Annotated in this window: 20 protein-coding genes; 9 read left to right on the plus strand and 11 right to left on the minus strand. The window is 46.5% G+C overall.

The genetic code is table 11. From position 1 onward, the window contains the following. Positions 1–100: 100 nt before the first annotated feature. Positions 101–325 (minus strand): DUF1450 domain-containing protein, encoded by a 225-nt coding sequence (locus tag AADZ70_RS13420; protein WP_003151034.1) that lies wholly within the window; start codon positions 323–325, stop codon positions 101–103. Positions 326–527: 202 nt separating this feature from the next. Here AADZ70_RS13420 and AADZ70_RS13425 point away from each other — a divergent pair, with 202 nt between their 5' ends. The 5 genes from AADZ70_RS13425 (at position 528) to AADZ70_RS13445 (ending at position 4,400) form a co-directional block, all read left to right on the plus strand. Beyond that, positions 528–1,301, plus strand: coding sequence for an RsfA family transcriptional regulator (locus AADZ70_RS13425; RefSeq protein WP_016937584.1), 774 nt, complete (start codon positions 528–530; stop codon positions 1,299–1,301). Between the two features lie 261 nt (positions 1,302–1,562). Next, positions 1,563–1,877, plus strand: a complete 315-nt coding sequence (locus AADZ70_RS13430; RefSeq protein ID WP_012118696.1) for a PadR family transcriptional regulator — start codon at positions 1,563–1,565, stop codon at positions 1,875–1,877. Beyond that, positions 1,878–2,432, plus strand: a complete 555-nt coding sequence (locus AADZ70_RS13435) for a DUF1700 domain-containing protein (RefSeq protein WP_342007167.1) — start codon at positions 1,878–1,880, stop codon at positions 2,430–2,432. Between the two features lie 97 nt (positions 2,433–2,529). Continuing rightward, the gene (locus tag AADZ70_RS13440) at positions 2,530–3,450 is read left to right on the plus strand and encodes an ATP-binding cassette domain-containing protein (RefSeq protein ID WP_342007168.1); all 921 of its coding nucleotides are present in this window, start codon (positions 2,530–2,532) and stop codon (positions 3,448–3,450) included. Further along, a complete protein-coding gene (locus AADZ70_RS13445; protein ID WP_342007169.1) occupies positions 3,447–4,400 on the plus strand; it encodes an ABC transporter permease in 954 nt (317 codons plus the stop codon). The genes AADZ70_RS13440 and AADZ70_RS13445 overlap by 4 nt, the downstream gene beginning before the upstream one ends. Here AADZ70_RS13445 and AADZ70_RS13450 read toward each other — a convergent pair. From AADZ70_RS13450 to AADZ70_RS13475, 6 genes are all read right to left on the minus strand, one after another. Continuing rightward, on the minus strand, positions 4,390–5,226 hold the full coding sequence (locus AADZ70_RS13450) for a hypothetical protein (protein WP_342007170.1): 837 nt from the start codon (positions 5,224–5,226) through the stop codon (positions 4,390–4,392). The two genes, AADZ70_RS13445 and AADZ70_RS13450, sit on opposite strands and share 11 nt — an antisense overlap. Then, entirely contained in the window at positions 5,217–6,014 is a 798-nt protein-coding gene (locus AADZ70_RS13455; RefSeq protein ID WP_342007171.1) for a hypothetical protein, read from the minus strand. Before AADZ70_RS13455 ends, AADZ70_RS13450 begins: the two co-directional genes overlap by 10 nt. Next, positions 5,983–6,906 (minus strand): hypothetical protein, encoded by a 924-nt coding sequence (locus AADZ70_RS13460; protein WP_016937576.1) that lies wholly within the window; start codon positions 6,904–6,906, stop codon positions 5,983–5,985. The genes AADZ70_RS13455 and AADZ70_RS13460 overlap by 32 nt, the downstream gene beginning before the upstream one ends. Before the next feature lie 46 nt (positions 6,907–6,952). Further along, complete coding sequence (locus AADZ70_RS13465) at positions 6,953–7,132, minus strand: hypothetical protein (protein ID WP_016937575.1); 180 nt, start codon at positions 7,130–7,132, stop codon at positions 6,953–6,955. Positions 7,133–7,284: 152 nt separating this feature from the next. Further along, positions 7,285–8,148 (minus strand): biotin/lipoate A/B protein ligase family protein, encoded by an 864-nt coding sequence (locus AADZ70_RS13470; RefSeq protein ID WP_342007172.1) that lies wholly within the window; start codon positions 8,146–8,148, stop codon positions 7,285–7,287. A gap of 55 nt (positions 8,149–8,203) precedes the next feature. Then, the gene (locus AADZ70_RS13475; RefSeq protein WP_016937573.1) at positions 8,204–9,094 is read right to left on the minus strand and encodes a LysR family transcriptional regulator; all 891 of its coding nucleotides are present in this window, start codon (positions 9,092–9,094) and stop codon (positions 8,204–8,206) included. A gap of 115 nt (positions 9,095–9,209) precedes the next feature. Here AADZ70_RS13475 and AADZ70_RS13480 point away from each other — a divergent pair, with 115 nt between their 5' ends. Continuing rightward, positions 9,210–10,187, plus strand: coding sequence for a putative sulfate exporter family transporter (locus tag AADZ70_RS13480; protein ID WP_342007173.1), 978 nt, complete (start codon positions 9,210–9,212; stop codon positions 10,185–10,187). Between the two features lie 38 nt (positions 10,188–10,225). Here the strand turns inward: AADZ70_RS13480 and pta are convergent, their stop codons facing one another. Then, positions 10,226–11,197, minus strand: a complete 972-nt coding sequence (gene pta, locus AADZ70_RS13485; protein WP_045926607.1) for a phosphate acetyltransferase — start codon at positions 11,195–11,197, stop codon at positions 10,226–10,228. 256 nt (positions 11,198–11,453) lie between these two features. Here pta and hemQ point away from each other — a divergent pair, with 256 nt between their 5' ends. Together hemQ and AADZ70_RS13495 are read left to right on the plus strand one after the other, a co-directional pair. Beyond that, positions 11,454–12,218, plus strand: a complete 765-nt coding sequence (gene hemQ, locus AADZ70_RS13490; RefSeq protein ID WP_016937570.1) for a hydrogen peroxide-dependent heme synthase — start codon at positions 11,454–11,456, stop codon at positions 12,216–12,218. 119 nt (positions 12,219–12,337) lie between these two features. Continuing rightward, the gene (locus tag AADZ70_RS13495; RefSeq protein ID WP_342007174.1) at positions 12,338–13,117 is read left to right on the plus strand and encodes an SDR family oxidoreductase; all 780 of its coding nucleotides are present in this window, start codon (positions 12,338–12,340) and stop codon (positions 13,115–13,117) included. A 43-nt stretch (positions 13,118–13,160) separates the two neighbouring features. On the opposite strand, the gene AADZ70_RS13500 is transcribed toward AADZ70_RS13495, so the two are convergent. After that, positions 13,161–14,399 (minus strand): MFS transporter, encoded by a 1,239-nt coding sequence (locus AADZ70_RS13500; protein ID WP_045925787.1) that lies wholly within the window; start codon positions 14,397–14,399, stop codon positions 13,161–13,163. Positions 14,400–14,619: 220 nt separating this feature from the next. Between AADZ70_RS13500 and AADZ70_RS13505 the strand changes: the two genes are divergently transcribed. Continuing rightward, on the plus strand, positions 14,620–15,822 hold the full coding sequence (locus tag AADZ70_RS13505) for a multidrug effflux MFS transporter (RefSeq protein ID WP_047475904.1): 1,203 nt from the start codon (positions 14,620–14,622) through the stop codon (positions 15,820–15,822). 32 nt (positions 15,823–15,854) lie between these two features. Here the strand turns inward: AADZ70_RS13505 and AADZ70_RS13510 are convergent, their stop codons facing one another. Further along, entirely contained in the window at positions 15,855–17,273 is a 1,419-nt protein-coding gene (locus AADZ70_RS13510; protein WP_047475905.1) for an amino acid permease, read from the minus strand. Positions 17,274–17,284: 11 nt separating this feature from the next. Continuing rightward, positions 17,285–18,979: a M20/M25/M40 family metallo-hydrolase gene (locus AADZ70_RS13515; protein ID WP_342007175.1), complete on the minus strand. Its 1,695-nt coding sequence runs from the start codon at positions 18,977–18,979 to the stop codon at positions 17,285–17,287. Positions 18,980–19,031 lie beyond the last annotated feature (52 nt).

The raw sequence follows: 19,031 nt of genomic DNA on the forward strand, positions 1-19,031 counted from the left end.
ATCCTTGAATTTGTCCGGCGTTTTGTTCCACTTTTTCCGAAACTGATTTTTTTGAAGCAAAAAAGCCTGACCCATCGGGCGAGGCTGTCGAAACACACATTTACTTTTTGATCTTCTTTTTCACTTTCTCAATCAGCTCGTCCTCAGTCGGCGCCGACAGCGGGCGGTTGTTTACGAAAGCAAACGATTTTTTGCGTCCGGGCCCGCAATATGACTGACAGCCGACCTCCACTTTTGCATCCGGGTCAGCTTCTTTTAAACGCGGCAGCAATGTCTTAATATTGGTGGCTTGGCAATCATCACACACTCGGAATTCATTAGCCATGATGTACGCTTCCCTTCATTCAATGTTCCTCTATGTTAAATCTTAATTTTAAAAACGAAAAAAATCACATCACATCTCATTGTACAAGGATTCATCTTATCCTGCAAGGCTCTGCGTATCTCTCATTCTTTCAGCCAATTTGTATAAATATTTTCCAATCTGGACATTCTAATACCATCAAAGATATTGGGGGTTGAGAACATTGACAAAACAAAGACAGGACGCCTGGTCAGAAGAAAACGACCTGCTGCTTGCGGAAACCGTGCTCCGTCACGTTCGGGAAGGAAGCACGCAGCTGAACGCCTTTGAAGAGGTAGGCGATAAGTTAAACAGAACGTCGGCAGCGTGCGGATTCAGATGGAATGCCGTCGTCCGCCATCAATACGAAAAAGCGCTTCAGCTCGCCAAAAAACAGCGGAAACAGCGGATGCGCGCGCTCGGAAACGGACAGCCGGCCAAGAAGAAACTATTATATCAGCCGCCTGCTCCGGAAGCGGATATCATGCAGGAAACCGCAGCCGAAGAGACGGTTCAAGCAGAAGCGCCTAAAGAAGACCGGCAAGCCGTCATGTCCGGCGAACATATGCCTTATGTCGATGAAAGCTTCAAGGAAGAGTTAGCTAGTTTATCACATTTGCTGGCGCCTCAGCAGCCGAGCCAAAAGGCGGAGCTCACAATGGCAGACGTCATTCAATTTCTGCAGAGCTATGAAGGCAGCGGAAAGCAAACTTCCGCCCTGCAAATGGAAAATGACCGTTTAAAACGGGAAAACAAAGAATTGCAGTCTAAAACCGAGCAGCTGGAAGCGGCCGTCGAAAAGCTTGAAAAAGACCAAAAAACCATTCAGGAAGACTACGAAACCTTGGTTAAAATTATGAACAGAGCCAGAAAACTAGTTTTATTTGAAGAAGACGAACACGCCTCCCCGTCCTTCAAAATGGACCGGAACGGCAATTTAGAAAAAATGGCCGAATAACGGAAAAACCCCCTTTCCTTGTCATGGAAAAAGGGGTTTTTGCCATTTGTCAATGACGTACAACCTGATCTATATTAATGTAAACATTGTTCATGAGGTCTTCTTCCCGCAAGGCCTGCATATCTCGGTTCCCGTCCGCACATAAGCATAAAGATTCAATTCCTCGCCCCAAATGGTTCTTGGGAATTATTGCTTGATTTACTACTGTGCAATACACTGTATAAATAATACAATTATTAGATATGATGGGAATGATAGTAAATGAGTAGCCAATTACGAAAAGGAGCGTTGGAACTTTGTGTGTTATCCCTGCTTCTTTATGAAGATTTATATGGTTATGAATTAATCAAGATCATAAGTGAAACGTTCCCTGTATCGGAGGGCACCATCTACCCCATATTACGAAGACTCACAAAAAATAACTATTTAAAAACGTATACAGCAGCTTCAGATCAAGGCCCGTCACGCAAATATTACAAAGTAACAGAAGAAGGCGCCTTTTATCATCACACATTAAAATCGGAATGGCTTGACCTGTCCGAAAAAGTGAACAGCATCATTAAGGAGGGAAAATGAATGTGTAAAGACCAATATTTAAAACATCTCCGGCGGGAAATAAAAGATCTGCCGGAATTTGAACAAAAAGAGATACTCGCGGATATCAGCGAAATATTTGACATGGGCGGGGCTGAAGGAAAAAGCGATGAACAAATCGCCGGCAATTTAGGTCATCCAAAAACACTTGCGCGCACTCTAAAAGCGGATATTTTCATCAATAATGCCCAGGAGCAGAAGACATGGCGCTCCTTTTTCAAGGCATTCGGTCTGCTGCTGGGTATGGGCATGTTCAACTTCATGTTTACGCTGACACCGTTTCTTTTTGCCTCTGTTACGGTGTTAAGTTTGATGGCGATCGGCCTTATGCTGATGACCGGATCATTCTTTCTCCTCGTAAAAGTGCCGATTATAACAGCCATCTTTAACGGATGTATTGTCCTCGGAGCCGGTATGGCAGTGTTTATGGCCGGATTTGATCTTTCGAAACTGATATTCCGCATCTTTTTGCGCTATTTCAAATGGAATGTCAGCGTTGTAAGGAGGGAAACCATTGAATCGCAAAATGTGGTATAGCATTGCTCTCATTTTAATCGCAGCCGGTCTGATCGGAAGCATGTTCTTCGGTTTTGACGGCTTTTATCCTAATTCATAAGGAAGGTGTGCAAATATTATGACTGAACCGGCCCTGATATTGAAAAATGTTTCTAAAACCATCAATCATACTCCGATTGTACAGTCAATTTCTTTCGATGTGAGAAAAGGTGAGATTTTCGGCCTTCTCGGACCGAACGGCTCGGGAAAAACCACTATTTTCAGAATGATCGTACAGCTTATTAAAAAAACGGAAGGAACCATTTCGTTCAGGGGCAGACCGGACAGCGACTTTGAATATTTTATGAATCATATCGGGGTTATCATCGAAGGCCCGGACATGTATCCGAATATGACCGCTTTGCAAAACCTGAAATATTTCACCAGACTGCGGAGCACCTCGCTGAAAACGGATGACCTCATGAATATCCTTGCAAAAGTCGGATTAGAGCAGGCTGCCCGTAAAAAAGTGAAACATTTCTCATTAGGTATGAAACAGCGCTTGGGGCTCGCTTATTCTCTTCTTCACAATCCCGGGTTATTAATTCTGGATGAACCGATGAACGGCCTCGATCCTAAAGGAATGAGAGAATTGCGCACTATTCTTTCTGATTTAGCGAAGCAAGGGGTTTCTATTTTATTATCAAGCCATTTATTATCTGAAATAGAGGAAATTTGCGACAGAGTTGCCTATATCAAAAAGGGCCGGATTTTAGGAATTGAAGAAATGAAGAAAAGAAATGACCCTGCCCAGAAAAAGCTGTTTACCATCACGGTCAATCACTCTGAAAGGGCGAAAGAAATTTTGGAACAGGAAGGTATTCTTCAAGTACAGCAAAAAGACAGCCGCATTATTGAATTGGAAGCGGAAGAAGATACCATCCCGTATGTCATTAAATCTTTGGCAGAGAAAGAGATTCTGATTTCCCGCGTTTCTGCAAGAACTTTGTCATTGGAAGAAAAATACATGATGATTACAGATCAGGAGGACGCGGTATGAGCATATTTCATCTGGCGCAGAACGAATTCATAAAAATAACCCGAAAAAAAAGCACGCTTTTATCTCTTTTTTTCCTGTTTCTCATCGTTTTGCTGGCCGGCCTTATTATGAATCATGAGTTAGATGCTTCCTCGGATAACAATTGGAAGGAACGGCTTCTCACCGAAAAAAAACAGGAAGAAATTGATAAACCGGCTGAAACGACAGGCGTTTATTATTCTGCTGATGTTAAGAATAAAGACTATTACTTGGAGCATAACATCAACCCCTATGAATGGAACGGCTGGAGGTTTTTCGGCACGGTTACTTCAAACGGTCTTGAGATTTTCGTAAGCTTAACCGCGATTTTAACCGTCTGCGGGGTTGTTTCTAAAGAGTTTGCCCTTGGGACGATTAAGTTTATCGCCACAAGCCCGAACCGAAGATGGCGGATCTTAGCATCAAAATTTCTCGCGTCCCTTCTGTTTACCGGTATGGTTTATTTGTTTTACTGTGTGAGCTGTTTGCTGATCGGCGGCGTGTTATTCGGTTTTTCCAATGCTTCATATCCGCTCGTCTATACTCATTTAAATGACAGTCTGTATACCATCAGTTCCATAAAAGCATCAGGGATCATCCTTCTTTTGCGTTTCATTTCAATTATAAGTATTGTCACCATCGCGTTCACTTTGTCAGTATTGTTCAAAAGTCAGGCTCTCTCCCTTTGCTTATCCGTTTTACTGCTGTTTGCCGGCAGTATATTGGGCGGAACAGATTTGCTTGCACAATTTACGTGGTATAAATTCACACTATTTCCGCATTTAAATCTCGTTGCTTATGTAAATAAAAGCGCGGGTGATGCAATTTCAACGTTAAACATTCCCTATTCCGTGACGGTTATAGCGATCTACTTTCTTATTTGTTTATTGATTTCTTTTTCCGTCTTTCAAAGGAGAGACATTACAGCATAGACAAAGAGGCGGCGGCATAATGAGCGGACGGCAGAAAATACTGACGGTCCAGCAATTTGCCGCTGGCCTTCCCTTGATCCATCGCTAATGGATTCAAATAACCGAAGCTCCCGCTGCTTCGCTGCTGAAAGCGTAGAAATTCCCGCCCTTCCTGTATAAAAAGAGCCTCATCGAATCGAAGAAATTTCATAATGGCTGTGTATTTCGCAACGGCATCAATGTGATACTTTCTGCACTCGGCTAACATTAAACCTGAGAAAGCAAAGTCCGATGTTTTGTACCATTTTGTGAGAAAAGGCTGTAATTCTTTCATTTGCAAATAAGAGACGGCATAAAGGGCATCTGCCTGTTCTTCCTGCATGCCGCCCGGTGCCGTGAGCAAATCGGCCTCCCGTTTCATTGCAGTTTCTAAGAAAATGATCAGCTCTTCCGGGGTCACTGCCCCAAAATAAGCTGCTAACACCATGAGGATCATAGAGGCGGGCTCTGATTTCAGTTCCTCTTGTAAACCGCGGACCATTTGTTCAAATCCGTTATGAAAAAAAATGCTTTTTGCGGCATCCATCCTGCGGTAAACATGATACGCATACGCGAACAGGACCGGGTGGCATTCATGTGTTTTTTCTCCGAAATAACGGTCTAGGAATAGAATAACTTCTTCTGTATCCTTTCTGCTTTCAAAATGATGACATGCCGCTAAACCGCAAAACAGGTGCATAAGGTCATCAGCTTCCATCTCTTCCGGCTGCAGCTGAAGGTTCTTCCAAAAACCCAGCAGCCATTCTTCTGTTTTTTTTATATTAAAATGTCCCTTTACTATCTGCATGTTCCACACTCCAGATTCAGAATCTCAATCGCCGGCAGAAGAGCCGGAGCACATTGAATGGATGGATTCTCGTTATTTATGTAATGAAGGGCTGCTTGACAGCCATAAAAAAAAGGATCGATACACGATTGGATCAATAACATAGTGCAAAGCTGTTTCATTTTTCGGCTGCTGAGACAAAACACAAGCCATTTTTGAATGGAAGCCTTCAAGCCGGGATGAAGCTGATGCTCCCCCTTATTCAAATGAAGAAGACAGTACTCAATAAACTCAAGCTCGTTTTCAGCTGTTCTTTTCCATGCGTCGCGGAGCAAAGGCTGAAACATCGAATTTTTGTAAAAACGGACTTTTTCCTGATCAAATGGCATTTCCAGTTCGTTCAGCAAACCGACTAATTCGGCGTATTTAAAATAAGGCCATTCTTTTTTTGTAAGATATCCGTTTTGCAATCCATGACGTATGATCTGATCATCCGCTTGCAATCCCTGCTTCTTTTTATAAGTTTTTGATGTTAAATAGATATGAATCAATTCATTGACTATGGCCGTATTGCAGTGAAACAGATCCTCCCAGCATGACTTATCAACGAAGGCTGCCGCAATCCTTTCAATATGTTCTTTTAGAACGGAAGAATGGCTCGTCTTCCTGTAGTATTTGCAGAAGCCGGCAAACAGCTGAATGCTCTTCATATCCGGAAGCGATTGTTCAGCAAAAGATAATAAAAATTGTTCTGTCTCTTCAGCTAATCTATTCAAGTTAATCGTTCCTTTCTGCTCTAAGACAAGCATGCGCGGCACCCGCGGCGACAAGTGTTGTATGGTAGCAGTGTTTAAACACATCTTCTCTTTGCTGTTCACCTTTCAAACCGGGTTTATGTTGATAGGTGATGCTCGGGATATTCCCTTCTTTCATTCGGCCCTGAAATATTTTATTCCAGGCTGCCTCATAGAGCGGTTTATGATTTTCTTTTTCCATGTCGATATGTAAAAAAGAGCTGCACATCAATAATTCACTGGTAATATCTAAATTCTCAAGACATATATAAATCCCGAGAAATTTCAGGACCTTTTCTTTTAAGGAGGGCAGATGATACTCTTTATCTGTAAGCGAAGAACATCCCATATCTGTTATATAAAAAATCGTATGAGTGATACTGTACGCATCATGGTCAGTCATATATGTATTTGGGATATTTTGACCGGCTGCCGTGTAGCAGTATAAATCAGAAAAATCCGGCATTTCTAAATTTACGCCTGCTCTTTGCAGACTGTACTTCAGATCCATTTTTCGAAAAGGAATTTTAGCAAGGCTTTCATCAAAACGAGACGCCGTGAATTTTTCCAGCTCCCATATCACTGAAGCCCGTGTCGGGTGATCAGTTAAGACAAGAAATTCACCTGCAATAGCCAATCCGGCAAGGCCGTCCGGATCAAAATGAATAAATTCTTCAAGCTGATCATTACGGAGCCTTTCTGTAATAAATTCCGTTAAAACAGCAACTTCCTTATCATCTGCCTGATTTCTGATCAGGTAATTGGTAAGAAAAATAAGCTCTATAAATGTTTTAAGCCGCCATCTGAAATCGTTCGCTACTTTATGATTCATATCAAAATAATGGATATTCTCAACAATCCATGACAGTGCTCCCCGCTTAATTTCTCTTATATACTCTTGTGTCAAACTCTCACCGCCTTTTCTAAGATGCGTAGGTTCCAAACGGTTGAATCTAATTCTGAACGGCTAAATCATTGAAATTCAAATTCGGGTTTTGATTGTCTTCTTGGCTTGGTACTACAAGCACCCAGCCGCTCCAAGCAAAGCTATTGCCTGATTGCTCAGCATCTCCGGCTAACAAATGTGTCGGGATCGTGATTCTTTTTTCCTCTTTTATTTTTTTAAAATTCATATCTCCATCTCCTCTAGTTTATAGAATTATTTGGAGCCTACAACAATATATTAATCAAATAAGGGATAAATTGTAAACTAGTTTTAGAATAACGATTCTTTTTTCACTATAACTAATTAGTATATAATTACTAAAAATAAAAAAGCCCGGACCTAGTCCAAGCTTTCCTGCGTACCGAACACCTTCTCATTCCGTTCCAGCATTCGGGTCAGATTTTTTTCAAATACCATTTCTTCTTCCGGCGATAATCCGGCTGCATACAGGCGGCCGCTGCGTTCCTTCAGTTCGGTTAAAAGTGACAGCATTAAGTCCTGCACGGTAATGTCCGTTTGCAGCAATTCGCTTAAGGAAGCCATCGTTTCAGGCCGGATGTCGGGGTACACGCCTTTTATGTCATTACTTTTGTCTTTTAAAGCGGCTTGATAGAAACGTCTGATCAAATCGGCGCGTTCGCTTCCGCTTTTATCAGCGCAGAGGTAAATCTGAACTGCGGTTCCGCCCCGCAGGCGCCTTTGTGAGATTCCCGCGAATTTCCGCCCGCCGATGCTGAGATCATAGCTGCCCGGACAATACGATCCTTTAATTTCATATGCTTCAATTTCAGCATTGTACGAACGCAGCATCCGCCGCACAAGCTCCGTCATCGCCTCGTAGCCTCTGTCGATGTCGATGCCTTTTTTCTCATCTTCAAAAATAAGCGAGATATTCAATACGCCTTCATCGAGAACGACCGCGAGGCCTCCTGAATTGCGGACAATTACACGATAGCCTTCGTCCTCCAGCAATTTCACGCCGTCCTCTAAAAACGGCAGGCGTGTGTCCTGAATGCCGAGCACGATCGTCCGGTGGTGCACCCACGAGCGTGCTGTCGCAGGCGATTCCCCTTTGCCTACGGAGGCGCACAGCGTATCATCCATTGCGAATGACTGCTTCGCATCAAAATAAGGACCGAGGCTGGATTGGTCAATGATTCTCCAGCTCGGCTGCATCAATAAATCAATCGGTTGCTTTCCCATCTATATTAAATCCCTTTCGTCATAGGCTCTCCATGCATTTATTATATCATTCCGCTTAAGATGATTGAAATTGACTTTTCAAAAGAGCGATGAAGATTTCTTTGTTTTTTGTGTTCTCCATAATGGAAGATTGAATGATAGACAGTTTCCGCTTTAAGGAAAATCCTTTGATCTGAAGCACGGAAATGCTGCCGTGAAGCAGATCCTTTTGCAGTACGCTTTTTGACAGAACGGAAAGACCCATTCCACTGATCACAGCTTCCTTGACGCCCTGGTTGCTGCTGATCGTCATCATGGATTTCGGCCGCAGTCCGTTTGAATGCAGGACATGGTCCAAATATTCCCTCGTCCCCGAACCCTTCTCCCTCGTCACCCACGCTTGATTTTGCAAGTCGGTGACCGGGATGTTTTTTCTGCCGGCGAGCGGGTGCCCGTTCGGAGCAGCAATGCATAATTCATCCTCCATGAACGGCTGAATGTCGAGCTCGTTTTTCCCCGTATGTCCTTCTATTAATCCGATATCGGCTTGAAGCATCCGAACTGCTTCGCTGACCTCCTCCGTGTTCCCGATCATGACGTCAAGGTTCAGTTCGGGATACTCGTCATGAAGCTTTGCAAGAAGCGGCGGCAGAATATATTCGCCGATGGTAAAGCTCGCGGCGATTTTGAGCTTCCCTTTGACATAATGATGATGGGCGTAAATTTCGGTTTTCGCCTGCTCGTACAAGAAGACCATTTGCTTGGCGCGCTGATAGAGAATGTCCCCCGTCGGCGTAGTCGTAAAGTGCTTCGGGGAGCGGTTCAGCAAGGCGGTTTGGAATTCTTTCTCCAGATTTTTAATGTGAAGGCTGACGCTCGGCTGAGAAATCATCAGCTTCTGCGCCGCTTTTGTAAAGTTTTTTTCTTCCACGACGGCAATGAATGTTTTCAGTTCCCCATAATACAAAAAGCATCGCCCCTTATCATTATTTTTCCTAATTGTTTAGATCATATAAATATATTTTACTAATGATTAAGACCGCAGTAAAGTGGAGTTATCAACCTAACGGGAAGTGACGGAGATGAAGATGGTAAAGGGTGTTTCAGTTACCGCAGGAATTGCGTTTGCGGCTTTCTATGCCAGCCGCCTGCCGTTTTTAAATTTGCTCGGAATGCTTGTCCTCGCGATGCTGATCGGAATGGTCTGGCGCGCCGTTTTCGGACAGCAGGCGGCATTGGAGCCGGGGATTCGATTCTCAAGCAAATACTTGCTTAAAGCCGGTATTATCCTGCTTGGCATGAGACTGAACTTGACGGATATCTATCATGCCGGCTGGCACGTATTTGCAATTGCCGTCTGCTGTATGATGGTTGCGGGTGCGGTCGTATACGGACTGTCCCGGCTGTTTCGCATTGATCAGACACTCAGCATGTTAACAGCCTGCGGCACAGCGATCTGCGGGGCGGCTGCCATTGCCGCGATCGCGCCGCAGATCAGGTCAAACGAAAATGCGACAGCCATCAGTGCAGCCGCCGTTTCGTTATTAGGAACCGTTTTTACTGTTGTATATTCTCTTTCTTATCATGTATTGGGCTTTTCTCCTGCTGCTTACGGCGCCTTTTGCGGGGCAACGCTTCATGAGGTGGCGCATGCGGCGGCGGCCGGAAGCGCCGGAGGAAAAGCAGCCGTCGAGATGGCGGTGATCGTCAAGCTGACTCGGGTCGCGCTGCTCGTCCCGGCCGCATTCATGCTTGGAATGCGGGCGCGCCGCAGCGGGAAATCAGAGACGGTCTCTGCTGCTTCACTGCCGATCCCTTGGTTTATCTTCGGATTTCTCGGAATGAGCGCCATCCACACATCAGGCATCATTTCCGCCGCGCATTCCGCGTTTCTTGTTCAAGTGTCCTATGTTTTAATCGGCATGGCAATGGCGGGTCTCGGTTTGAACGTTCATATATCGGCGTTTCGTCATAATGGCTGGCGGGCGCTCGCGGCTGGCTTGATCGGCTCTCTCTGTTTATCGCTGTTCGGCTGGGCCGCAGTGGCTTTCTTTCTATAAAAAAAGCCGGCCTTCTTAAAAGGCCGGCTTTTTCCGGATTACAGCGCTTGAGCAGCCGTAATTAACGCAAGATTGTAGACGTCTTCCGCATTACATCCTCTGGAAAGATCGTTTACAGGCATATTTAATCCTTGCAGAATCGGTCCGACCGCTTCAAAGCCGCCTAAACGCTGAGCGATTTTGTAGCCGATGTTTCCTGCTTCAAGGCTTGGGAATACAAATACATTCGCGTCTCCTTTAATATCGGAGTCCGGCGCTTTCTTCTCCGCAACAGACGGCACAAATGCAGCGTCAAATTGGAATTCGCCGTCAAGCGTAAGCTCAGGCGCTTTTTCCTTCGCGATTTTCACCGCTTCTGACACTTTTTCCGTCTCATCAGATTTTGCCGATCCTTTTGTAGAGAAGCTGAGCATGGCAACGCGCGGGTCAATATCAAACATTTGAGCCGTATTGGCGCTTTCAATGGCGATTTCAGCAAGGTCCTGGCTGTCAGGGGCAATGTTGATCGCGCAATCAGCGAACACATATTGCTCGTCACCGCGGGCCATGATGAAGACGCCTGATGTTTTTTTCACGCCTTCTTTTGTTTTGATAATTTGCAGTGCAGGGCGCACCGTATCGGCAGTAGAATGTGCAGCTCCGCTGACAAGTCCGTCCGCGAGACCTTTGTACACAAGCATCGTGCCGAAATAGTTCTCGTCTAACAAAGCTTTGCGGGCCTGTTCTTCCGTCGCTTTGCCTTTGCGGCGTTCTACGAAAGCCTGAACGAGTTCTTCCATGCCTTCATATGTATGCGGGTCAAAAATGTCAACGCCGTCAAGTGTAAGATTTAATTCTTTCGCTTTTGCTTGAATGTCTTCTTTATTGCCGACTACGATCGGCTTTAATACCTTGTTGCCCGCCAAATTGTTGACCGCAACCAGGATACGTTCGTCCAACCCCTCAGGAAATACGATTTTCACATCTTTTCCTGCTACTTTTTCTTGTACTTTTGTAAATAAATCTGCCACGATATACCCTCCTCTATGTTGACAAAAAACGCTTACTTTTACAGCATACTCTTCTTCCAGCTAAATTCAAATAACCAACTTCTATTATAGCGCTTTCAATAAGAAATCTTATTTTTCTAACTAATTTAACTGACGGGTAGTTTACGGCTTAGTTTCTGATACAAGGGGTGGGATTATTCAAGGTTTCTCCACAGCCGAAACGGTTAAACTGTGATATAGTGAAGGCATCAATGAAAAGATATAGGAGTGAAGATACATGAGTGAGCAGCAAAAAACGAACGAGGCCGCACAAACGCTTGACGGCTGGTATGCGCTTCACGATTTCCGCACAATGGACTGGACGTCATGGAAGCAGTTATCCAGCGATGAGCGCCTGTCGATTATACACGAATTTACGGGACTGCTTGAAAAATGGGGCGTCGCCCAAAAAGAAGGCAAAGGCTCGCAAACCATCTACAGCATCGTCGGACAGAAAGCTGATTTTATGCTGATGATTCTTCGCCCGACAATGGAAGAGCTGAACGAAATCGAGCTTGAATTTAATAAATCAAAGCTTGCTGAATTTACAATCCCGGCTTATTCTTACGTGTCCGTGGTTGAGCTGAGCAACTATCTGGCAAGCGGAGAAGGCGATCCGTATGAAAATCCGCATGTCCGCGCCCGCCTGTATCCTGAGCTGCCGGAAGCGAAATATGTCTGCTTCTACCCGATGGATAAGAGAAGAAGCGGAAATGACAACTGGTACATGCTTTCTATGGATGAACGCAGAAACCTGATGAGAAGCCACGGCTTAATCGGACGGAGCTACGCAGGCAAAGTCAAACAGATTATCACGGGATCTGTCGGTTTTGACGATTATGAATGGGGCGTCACGCTCTTCAGTGATGATGTGCTTCAGTTCAAAAAGCTTGTCTATGAAATGCGTTTTGACGAGGTCAGCGCGCGCTACGGCGAATTCGGCTCATTCTTTGTCGGAAACCGATTGTCTCTCGACACGCTTCCGAAGTTTTTGCACGTGTAACACCCACCCGCCTATCCGGCGGGTTTTTTCATTTGTCAGAATTTAAATAAGATTTGCTGTTTTAATCATTTTTTTTTACGATGTTAAGGAGATTCCATTTTGTAAAGGGGTGCAGACAGTTGTCAAAACGAACCGCATTTATTATGGGCGCCAGTCAGGGGATCGGCAAAGCGATTGCTTTGAAACTGGCGGACAATGGCTTTCATACCGTCATTAATTCACGGGTTCCCGAAAATATTGAATCGGTAAAAGAGGAGATCCTCGCCAAGCATCCGGATGCGGGCGTCACCGTTCTGGCCGGGGATATGTCGGACCAGAAGACGAGAACCGGCATTTTTGAGGACATCAGATCAAAATGCGGACGGCTTGATGTATTGATCAACAACATTCCCGGCGGTGCGCCGGATACCTTTGAAAACTGTGATATAGAGAATATGACCAATACTTTTACGAATAAAACAATCGCCTATATCGACTCTATGAAAACGGCCGCAGCGATCATGAAGCAGCACGAATCCGGCAGAATCATTAATATCGTCGGAAACCTATGGAAAGAACCCGGCGCCGACATGTTCACCAACAGCATGATGAACGCCGCTTTAATTAATGCCAGCAAAAATATCGCCACTCAGCTTGCGCCTTTTCACATCACTGTCAACTGTCTGAATCCCGGCTTTATCGCCACGGATCGTTATCACCAATTTGTGCAGAACATGATGAAGCAAAACGGAATTTCCGAGGCGGAAGCGGAAGCACGGATTGCCTCGGGCGTTCCGATGAAGCGTGTCGGAACCGCCGAAGAAACCGCGGCGCTGGCTGCCTTTCTCGCCTCGGAAGAAGCTTCTTATATTACGGGACAGCAGGTATCGGCCGACGGCGGAAGCATGAAAAGCATATAAAAAAACATCCCGCTGTCAGCGGGGTGTTTCTTATAAACTTTATTTACCGATACAATGATTGATCGGCCCTATACTCATAACTGCCATATCTTCTGTAAGCAAAAACGCTGAGGACAAAGCCGATGAGGGTGACGGCCGCACAGATAAACCCGACAGCTGCATATCCGTATCCGACATAGATCGGACCCATGACAGCCGAGCCCAAGGTCACGGCCAAATTGGACGCCAGACTGTAAAATGCCATGATTTTGCCGCGGCGGCTATGTGAGCAATCGCTTAAAATGGTGCTGAGCAAGGTCACCGTCAGGCTTTGCATCAAGCCCCAGATGAATAACCCGATGACCAAAATCGGCATTGATGACGGCGCATAGGCGAGACAGGCAAGCCATATGCTGATCACGGCCAATGCCGCGATCAAAGAGCGCATTTTCCCCGCCTTGTCTGCGATTTTCCCCGTGAACACGCTCATGGAAAAACCGATTCCGTACACCATGATCAGCAGCCCGGAAGCGGTATTTCCCCCCGGCAGCACGCGGTGAAGATATGTGCCGAGAAAGGAATACATGCCGTAAAAACCGATCATGTTGCAGAAGGTGATCGTGAGGTATACAGGGACACGGGGCACCTTCAGCGCATCCCGGAAGGTGCCTGCCTGCCGTCCGCTTTCCTCTTCTGTTTTGCCCCCCTCCGCCGTGCTGCGGCGCGCCTCAATGAAAATGAGCGAAGCAACGAGGACAGACATCAAAGCGAAAATCCAAAACGTCCACCGCCAATTCAAAACGCCGCCGATAAAAGAGCCGATCGGAACGCCGAAAATCAAAGCGAGCGACCAGCTTGAAACGATCAGACCCATCACCTTGCCGCGGTACGCATAAGGCACACGGTCGCCGACGACTGCATATGCTGTCGGCACAAACGCCCCCGCCGCAAGTCCGGAAAGCGCTCTGCCCAGAAAGAAGAAAAAGAGATTGGGCGCCAGCGCGCAGATCACCGTTCCGGCCGTAAAGATAAGCAGCCCCGCCATCAGACTGAGTTCCCGGGAATATTTATCGCCAAGGGGAACAAGAAGCGGTGCGCCGATAAAAATCATTACTCCGTAAATACTGATGGAAAGCGCCAGCACACTGATATCCGAGCTGAAAGCCCGCGCTAAATCCGGGAGCAGCGGGGATATCACCAGCTCTTCAGAACCCGCGGCAAATACGCCTAATGTCAAAGCAAGCGCGAGACAGACCGGAAATCGGCGTTTCATTTCAATGTGATCGGTTTGTTTGCTGTTCATGCTCTTTGAACACCTCCTCCGTAAAACTTTTCTATCTTTTGTTATTTCATAGTTTAGCATCCTTATTTTCCATTTTACATTTCATTCGAAAAAGAATTATATTTTTTTATTTACATTCAGATTTTAAATAATCTATTTATTTTATATTCGATAAACGATATAAAATATGCCTTCCGGTTATGCTATAGTGATAGAATCATTTGTTAAGGTGGGTCATGGAATGAATAACGCTGGTTCAAAGGCCGCCCGCGCAAGCCTCGGGATGGTATTGATTCTCGGGACGCTCGCTTCATTCGGGCCGCTTTCGCTCGATATGTATCTGCCCGCTTTGCCTGAAGTGGCGGCCGATCTCCATACAACAGCGTCCCTTGCGCAGCTGAGCCTGACGTTTTGTCTTTTGGGGCTGGCGGTCGGCCAAATCGTTGTCGGGCCGCTCAGTGATATGATCGGGCGCCGGAAACCGCTGATTCTGTCATTGCTGCTTTATACGCTGGCATCTTTATTATGCGCCTTCAGCCCTTCTGTTTCGTTTTTAATTGTCATGAGGTTTATTCAAGGATTCACAGGAGCGGCCGGCATTGTCATCGCACGGGCTTCCGCGCGCGATATGTATTCCGGAAAAGAATTGACGGCTTTTTTCTCATTGCTGATGCTCGTCAATGGGGCGGCGCCGATTTTAGCGCCGATTACAGGGGGATTTATCCTTCAGTTTGCCGGCTGGAAAATCGTATTTATCGTGCTGGCGGTGATCGGCTGTATCATTTTTGCAGCCGTGCTTACGGCATTGCCTGAATCACTCCCGCCGGAAAGGCGGACAAGCGGCGGACTCCGGGAGACGCTGATGACGTTTCGCGGCCTGCTCGGTGACAGGATGTTTATGGGATTTGCGCTCAGCCAGGCATTTGTGATGACCGGCATGTTCGCATATATTGCCGGGTCGCCGTTTGTGCTGCAAAATATCTACGGCGTATCGGCGCAAATGTTCAGCCTGCTGTTTGCCGTAAACGGCGCGGGAATCATATGCGCCACCCAAATGACGGGACGGATGGCCAAAACACATGATGAACGGAAGCTGTTTGTCTCCGGATTGGTCATTGCCGTCATCGGGAGCGTCGCTTTGCTTTTATCGCTTGCTTTCGGTTTGAGTCTGACGGCGGTCTGCATTTCTTTATTTATTATTGTTTCTTCTGTCGGGATCGTCACGACGACAGGGTTTTCTTTGGCTATGCAGAAACAGGAGAAAGGCGCGGGAAGCGCAGCGGCTCTTCTCGGACTCCTGCCCTTTATCGGCGGCGCGCTTGCCGCTCCCCTGGTCGGTATTGCCGGAGAAGAAAACGCCTGGCCGATGGCTGTCAGCATTTTCGGTTTTCAGCTCTTTGCCGTTCTTTCCTACGTGCTGTCGGCAAAACGAAAAACAAAGTAAAGCCCGCCGCTTTTTACGGAGGGCTTTTTTTCTTATCCTGCTGCGCCTTTTTCCGAAGAAGCCGGCTCACGTTTCAGGCGTTTTTTGATACCGAAGTGGTAATACGCGTAACAGATGATCATCAACGGGACGCCGCAGTACAGGCCGATACGCTGGTCCGGAATAAAAATGAGACTGATTAAGATAAGACCGTAAACTGAAAATCCGAGGATAGGCACGATCGGATAAAGAGGCGTTTTAAATGCCAGGTCTTTCAGATTTCCTCCCTCAGCCAGAAAGCGTCTCCGGAAAACGAATTGTGAAGCGCAGATTGACATCCACGCGACGACGGTAATCATACCCGAGATGGAAATGAGCCACACGTACACCGTTTCAGCCGCGACTACACTTGTCAGCAGCGATAAACCTGAGATGGCGATGGTGATGAACAAGGCTTTCAGAGGCACGCCTTTTTTCGTCAGTTTTGTTAAGGAAGCGGGGCCCATTTTACTTTTTGATAGAGACCACATCATTCTGGACGAAGCGTACAGCCCGGAGTTCGCCACCGACAGCATGGCGGTCAAAATGACAAAGTTCATGATGTCAGCCGCATAGGGTACGCCGATTTTATCCAGCACAGCGACAAACGGGCTTTCGATGACCCCTGCCGTTTGGTACGGCAAAATGGACACGAGAACAAACATCGCCAGCACGAAGAAAAACAGCGTGCGCCATATGACGTTTCGGATTGAGCGGGGAAGCGTCTTTTCCGGATTTTCGCTTTCTCCCGAGGCGATTCCGACCAGTTCGGTTCCTTGGAATGAAAAATTCACCATGACAAGCGTAAACAGCACGGCCTGAGCCCCGTTCGGGAAAAGCCCTTTGTCCGTCGTAAAGTTTGACAGATACGGCGCCGTCTGCCCGCCGTTAAAACCGACAAAGCCGAATACGGCAGCGCAGCCGAGAATAATAAATAATACAATAGCCATAACCTTAACGCTGGAAAACCAAAATTCCATTTCCGCAAAACTCCGTGCCGACAGCGCATTAATGGAGAAAATGACGACGCCGAATACAAGGCACCACACCCAAATCGGAATGGCCGGAAACCACCGCTGCATTAAAATCCCCGCCGACGTCAGCTCAAGCCCCACTGTATTGGCCCAGCTGAATGCGTACATCCACCCGATCGTAAAACCAGTAGACGGCCCGAGAAACTTTGCCGCATACGCCTGAAATGATCCTGCGACCGGCATGGCGACTGCAAGCTCCCCCAAACAAAGCATCACCAGATACATTAAGAATCCGCCGATCACATAAGCCAATATCGCGCCGATCGGTCCAGCTTCACTGATCGTAAAACCGGAGCCCATAAACAGCCCCGTCCCGATCACGCCGCCGAGTGCGATCATAAACAAATGCCGGCCCTTCATCGTGCGCTGCAATTCATTTTGATTGGTATCTCCCTGCATATACATCCCCCTTATTCCGTTATGTCAGCCTTTTGTGCGATGTCTAATCGATAGCTGTGCAAAAGGTGCAGCGTCGTCTGCTGAATGAGTTTCGGCAGAACATGGAATGTGTACGGTTTATACACCCGTTCCGTCCATTTATGGCCATCCTTGCCGTATACCCCCATATTGACTGACGGAATATTTAATTCCCTTATTTCTTTAAAAGGAATCGTCCCGATGACATCCCAGCCCGGAAAATTATCGGTAAAGGCGGCGACCTCCGCGTCTGTTTCATGCAGCGATAAAAAGCTTCCGTCCGCTAAATAAGGAAAAAACTTTTTAAAGATGAATGTTTCCCCCGTTGACGCCGCTGTTTTATCGACGGCTTCTTGAATGACATGCTGCAAAAGCCGGTCCCGCGTGCTCTCTTTCTTCAGATAATTGTGCGGAAGGTAAGGCGGCGCATAAAAAATAATAACCTTGGCGCCCTGCTCAGGATCCAGTTTTTGCAGTTCCTCGACGGCTTTAAAGCATCTCATCCGCAGTTCAAGATGTTCATATGTTTTAAATGCCTGCTCTATACACTGCGCAGGGTCGATGCCGCGGCTTCTCAGCCTTTTCAAGTAATCTTCCAGACTGTACACTTGAACGTTCCATGTGATGTCTTTTTTCGGGAGGCTCGTTCTCTCACAGTATTCGTCATAATAATCAGATAATTTTTGTTCTGTCTCTTTACAGGCTTCCTCAGCCACGGCAGTCAGCTGATCCATGACTTCTTTGGCGGTTTTTTCGTAAATAAAGTAATTAAAATAGACATGGCTGCTGACGGCGGTCTGCACGTTATACGCTTCCTTGTTATCACGCTGGTAGAGGCAGGTCGGCGGCAGCACAAGCTCACCTTCAATGTTTTCCGTCATATGAATATTGTTGTGGATTCTTCTGGTGATTTCTGAGGCGATCAAATTCGGGTCAATGCCGGACAGTGTATCACCGACATGCACTTCCCGCCCGTAAATCGCAAAGCAAGGCAAAAGCTTTCCTGCCGCGCCCGTGTAGATATACCTTGTCGTGTCACCTTCATACAGCGGGGTGATGAAGTCGTTATTAATCGCTGCTAAATATCGAAGCTGCTTTTCTCGTTTCAGCCGTTTTAATTCAGAAATGCTCGTTAAAATGCCGGAATGCTGGCTTTCTTCATCCGGGTTTGCCATGAACAGAATATGGCCCGGCAGCTGATCGCGCCGTTCAGAAAAGTGAAGCAGATTGGTGAGATGAACGGCAATACCGCTCTGCATATCAACAGAACCCCTTCCGAACATCCACTCGCCTGAGCGGGCGTCCCGCTGCACGTCCCGATCAAATTCATAGCTTGAGAAATATTCCGCGAGACGATCGGAATCAAAAGCGATATCTTTTAAAGGGCCGAAGTCTTCTATGCCGACCGTATCAAGATGAGCGTGATAAATGACCGTATTCAGGCTGTCACCGTTTCCTTCAATAAACGCGAAGATATTCTTGCGGCCGTAAGGGTCCTCAGGAATCGCCTGCTCCCACACATGTGACGGGTTTTCCTGAAAGTAGGGAAAGCTCTTGATCATATCTTTGATATAGTCGGCTTTTTTTCCTTCTCCCAATGTGCCGTTGATGCTGTTTAACGCCACCAGTGATTTCGTAATGGCTTCTATTTTCTCCTCCGGAAGCATCTTGCTGAGCTGCTGATACATGTTCCATCCTCCTTACCCTCATATAGAGAAAATAGCGCGACTCTTTTTTCAT

This window comes from Bacillus sp. YBsi01, assembly GCF_038406745.1.
Classification (GTDB): Bacteria; Bacillota; Bacilli; order Bacillales; family Bacillaceae; genus Bacillus; species Bacillus siamensis.

Bases quoted from the DNA above. Each gene is read 5' to 3' on its own strand.
- AADZ70_RS13420 (WP_003151034.1), bottom strand. From the start codon at position 325: ATGGCTAATGAATTCCGAGTGTGTGATGATTGCCAAGCCACCAATATT.
- AADZ70_RS13430 (WP_012118696.1), top strand. From the start codon at position 1,563: ATGAGTAGCCAATTACGAAAAGGAGCGTTGGAACTTTGTGTGTTATCC.
- AADZ70_RS13435 (WP_342007167.1), top strand. From the start codon at position 1,878: ATGTGTAAAGACCAATATTTAAAACATCTCCGGCGGGAAATAAAAGAT.
- AADZ70_RS13440 (WP_342007168.1), top strand. From the start codon at position 2,530: ATGACTGAACCGGCCCTGATATTGAAAAATGTTTCTAAAACCATCAAT.
- AADZ70_RS13445 (WP_342007169.1), top strand. From the start codon at position 3,447: ATGAGCATATTTCATCTGGCGCAGAACGAATTCATAAAAATAACCCGA.
- AADZ70_RS13450 (WP_342007170.1), bottom strand. From the start codon at position 5,226: ATGCAGATAGTAAAGGGACATTTTAATATAAAAAAAACAGAAGAATGG.
- AADZ70_RS13455 (WP_342007171.1), bottom strand. From the start codon at position 6,014: ATGCTTGTCTTAGAGCAGAAAGGAACGATTAACTTGAATAGATTAGCT.
- AADZ70_RS13465 (WP_016937575.1), bottom strand. From the start codon at position 7,132: ATGAATTTTAAAAAAATAAAAGAGGAAAAAAGAATCACGATCCCGACA.
- AADZ70_RS13470 (WP_342007172.1), bottom strand. From the start codon at position 8,148: ATGGGAAAGCAACCGATTGATTTATTGATGCAGCCGAGCTGGAGAATC.
- AADZ70_RS13480 (WP_342007173.1), top strand. From the start codon at position 9,210: ATGAAGATGGTAAAGGGTGTTTCAGTTACCGCAGGAATTGCGTTTGCG.
- hemQ (WP_016937570.1), top strand. From the start codon at position 11,454: ATGAGTGAGCAGCAAAAAACGAACGAGGCCGCACAAACGCTTGACGGC.
- AADZ70_RS13500 (WP_045925787.1), bottom strand. From the start codon at position 14,399: ATGAACAGCAAACAAACCGATCACATTGAAATGAAACGCCGATTTCCG.
- AADZ70_RS13505 (WP_047475904.1), top strand. From the start codon at position 14,620: ATGAATAACGCTGGTTCAAAGGCCGCCCGCGCAAGCCTCGGGATGGTA.
- AADZ70_RS13510 (WP_047475905.1), bottom strand. From the start codon at position 17,273: ATGCAGGGAGATACCAATCAAAATGAATTGCAGCGCACGATGAAGGGC.
- AADZ70_RS13515 (WP_342007175.1), bottom strand. From the start codon at position 18,979: ATGTATCAGCAGCTCAGCAAGATGCTTCCGGAGGAGAAAATAGAAGCC.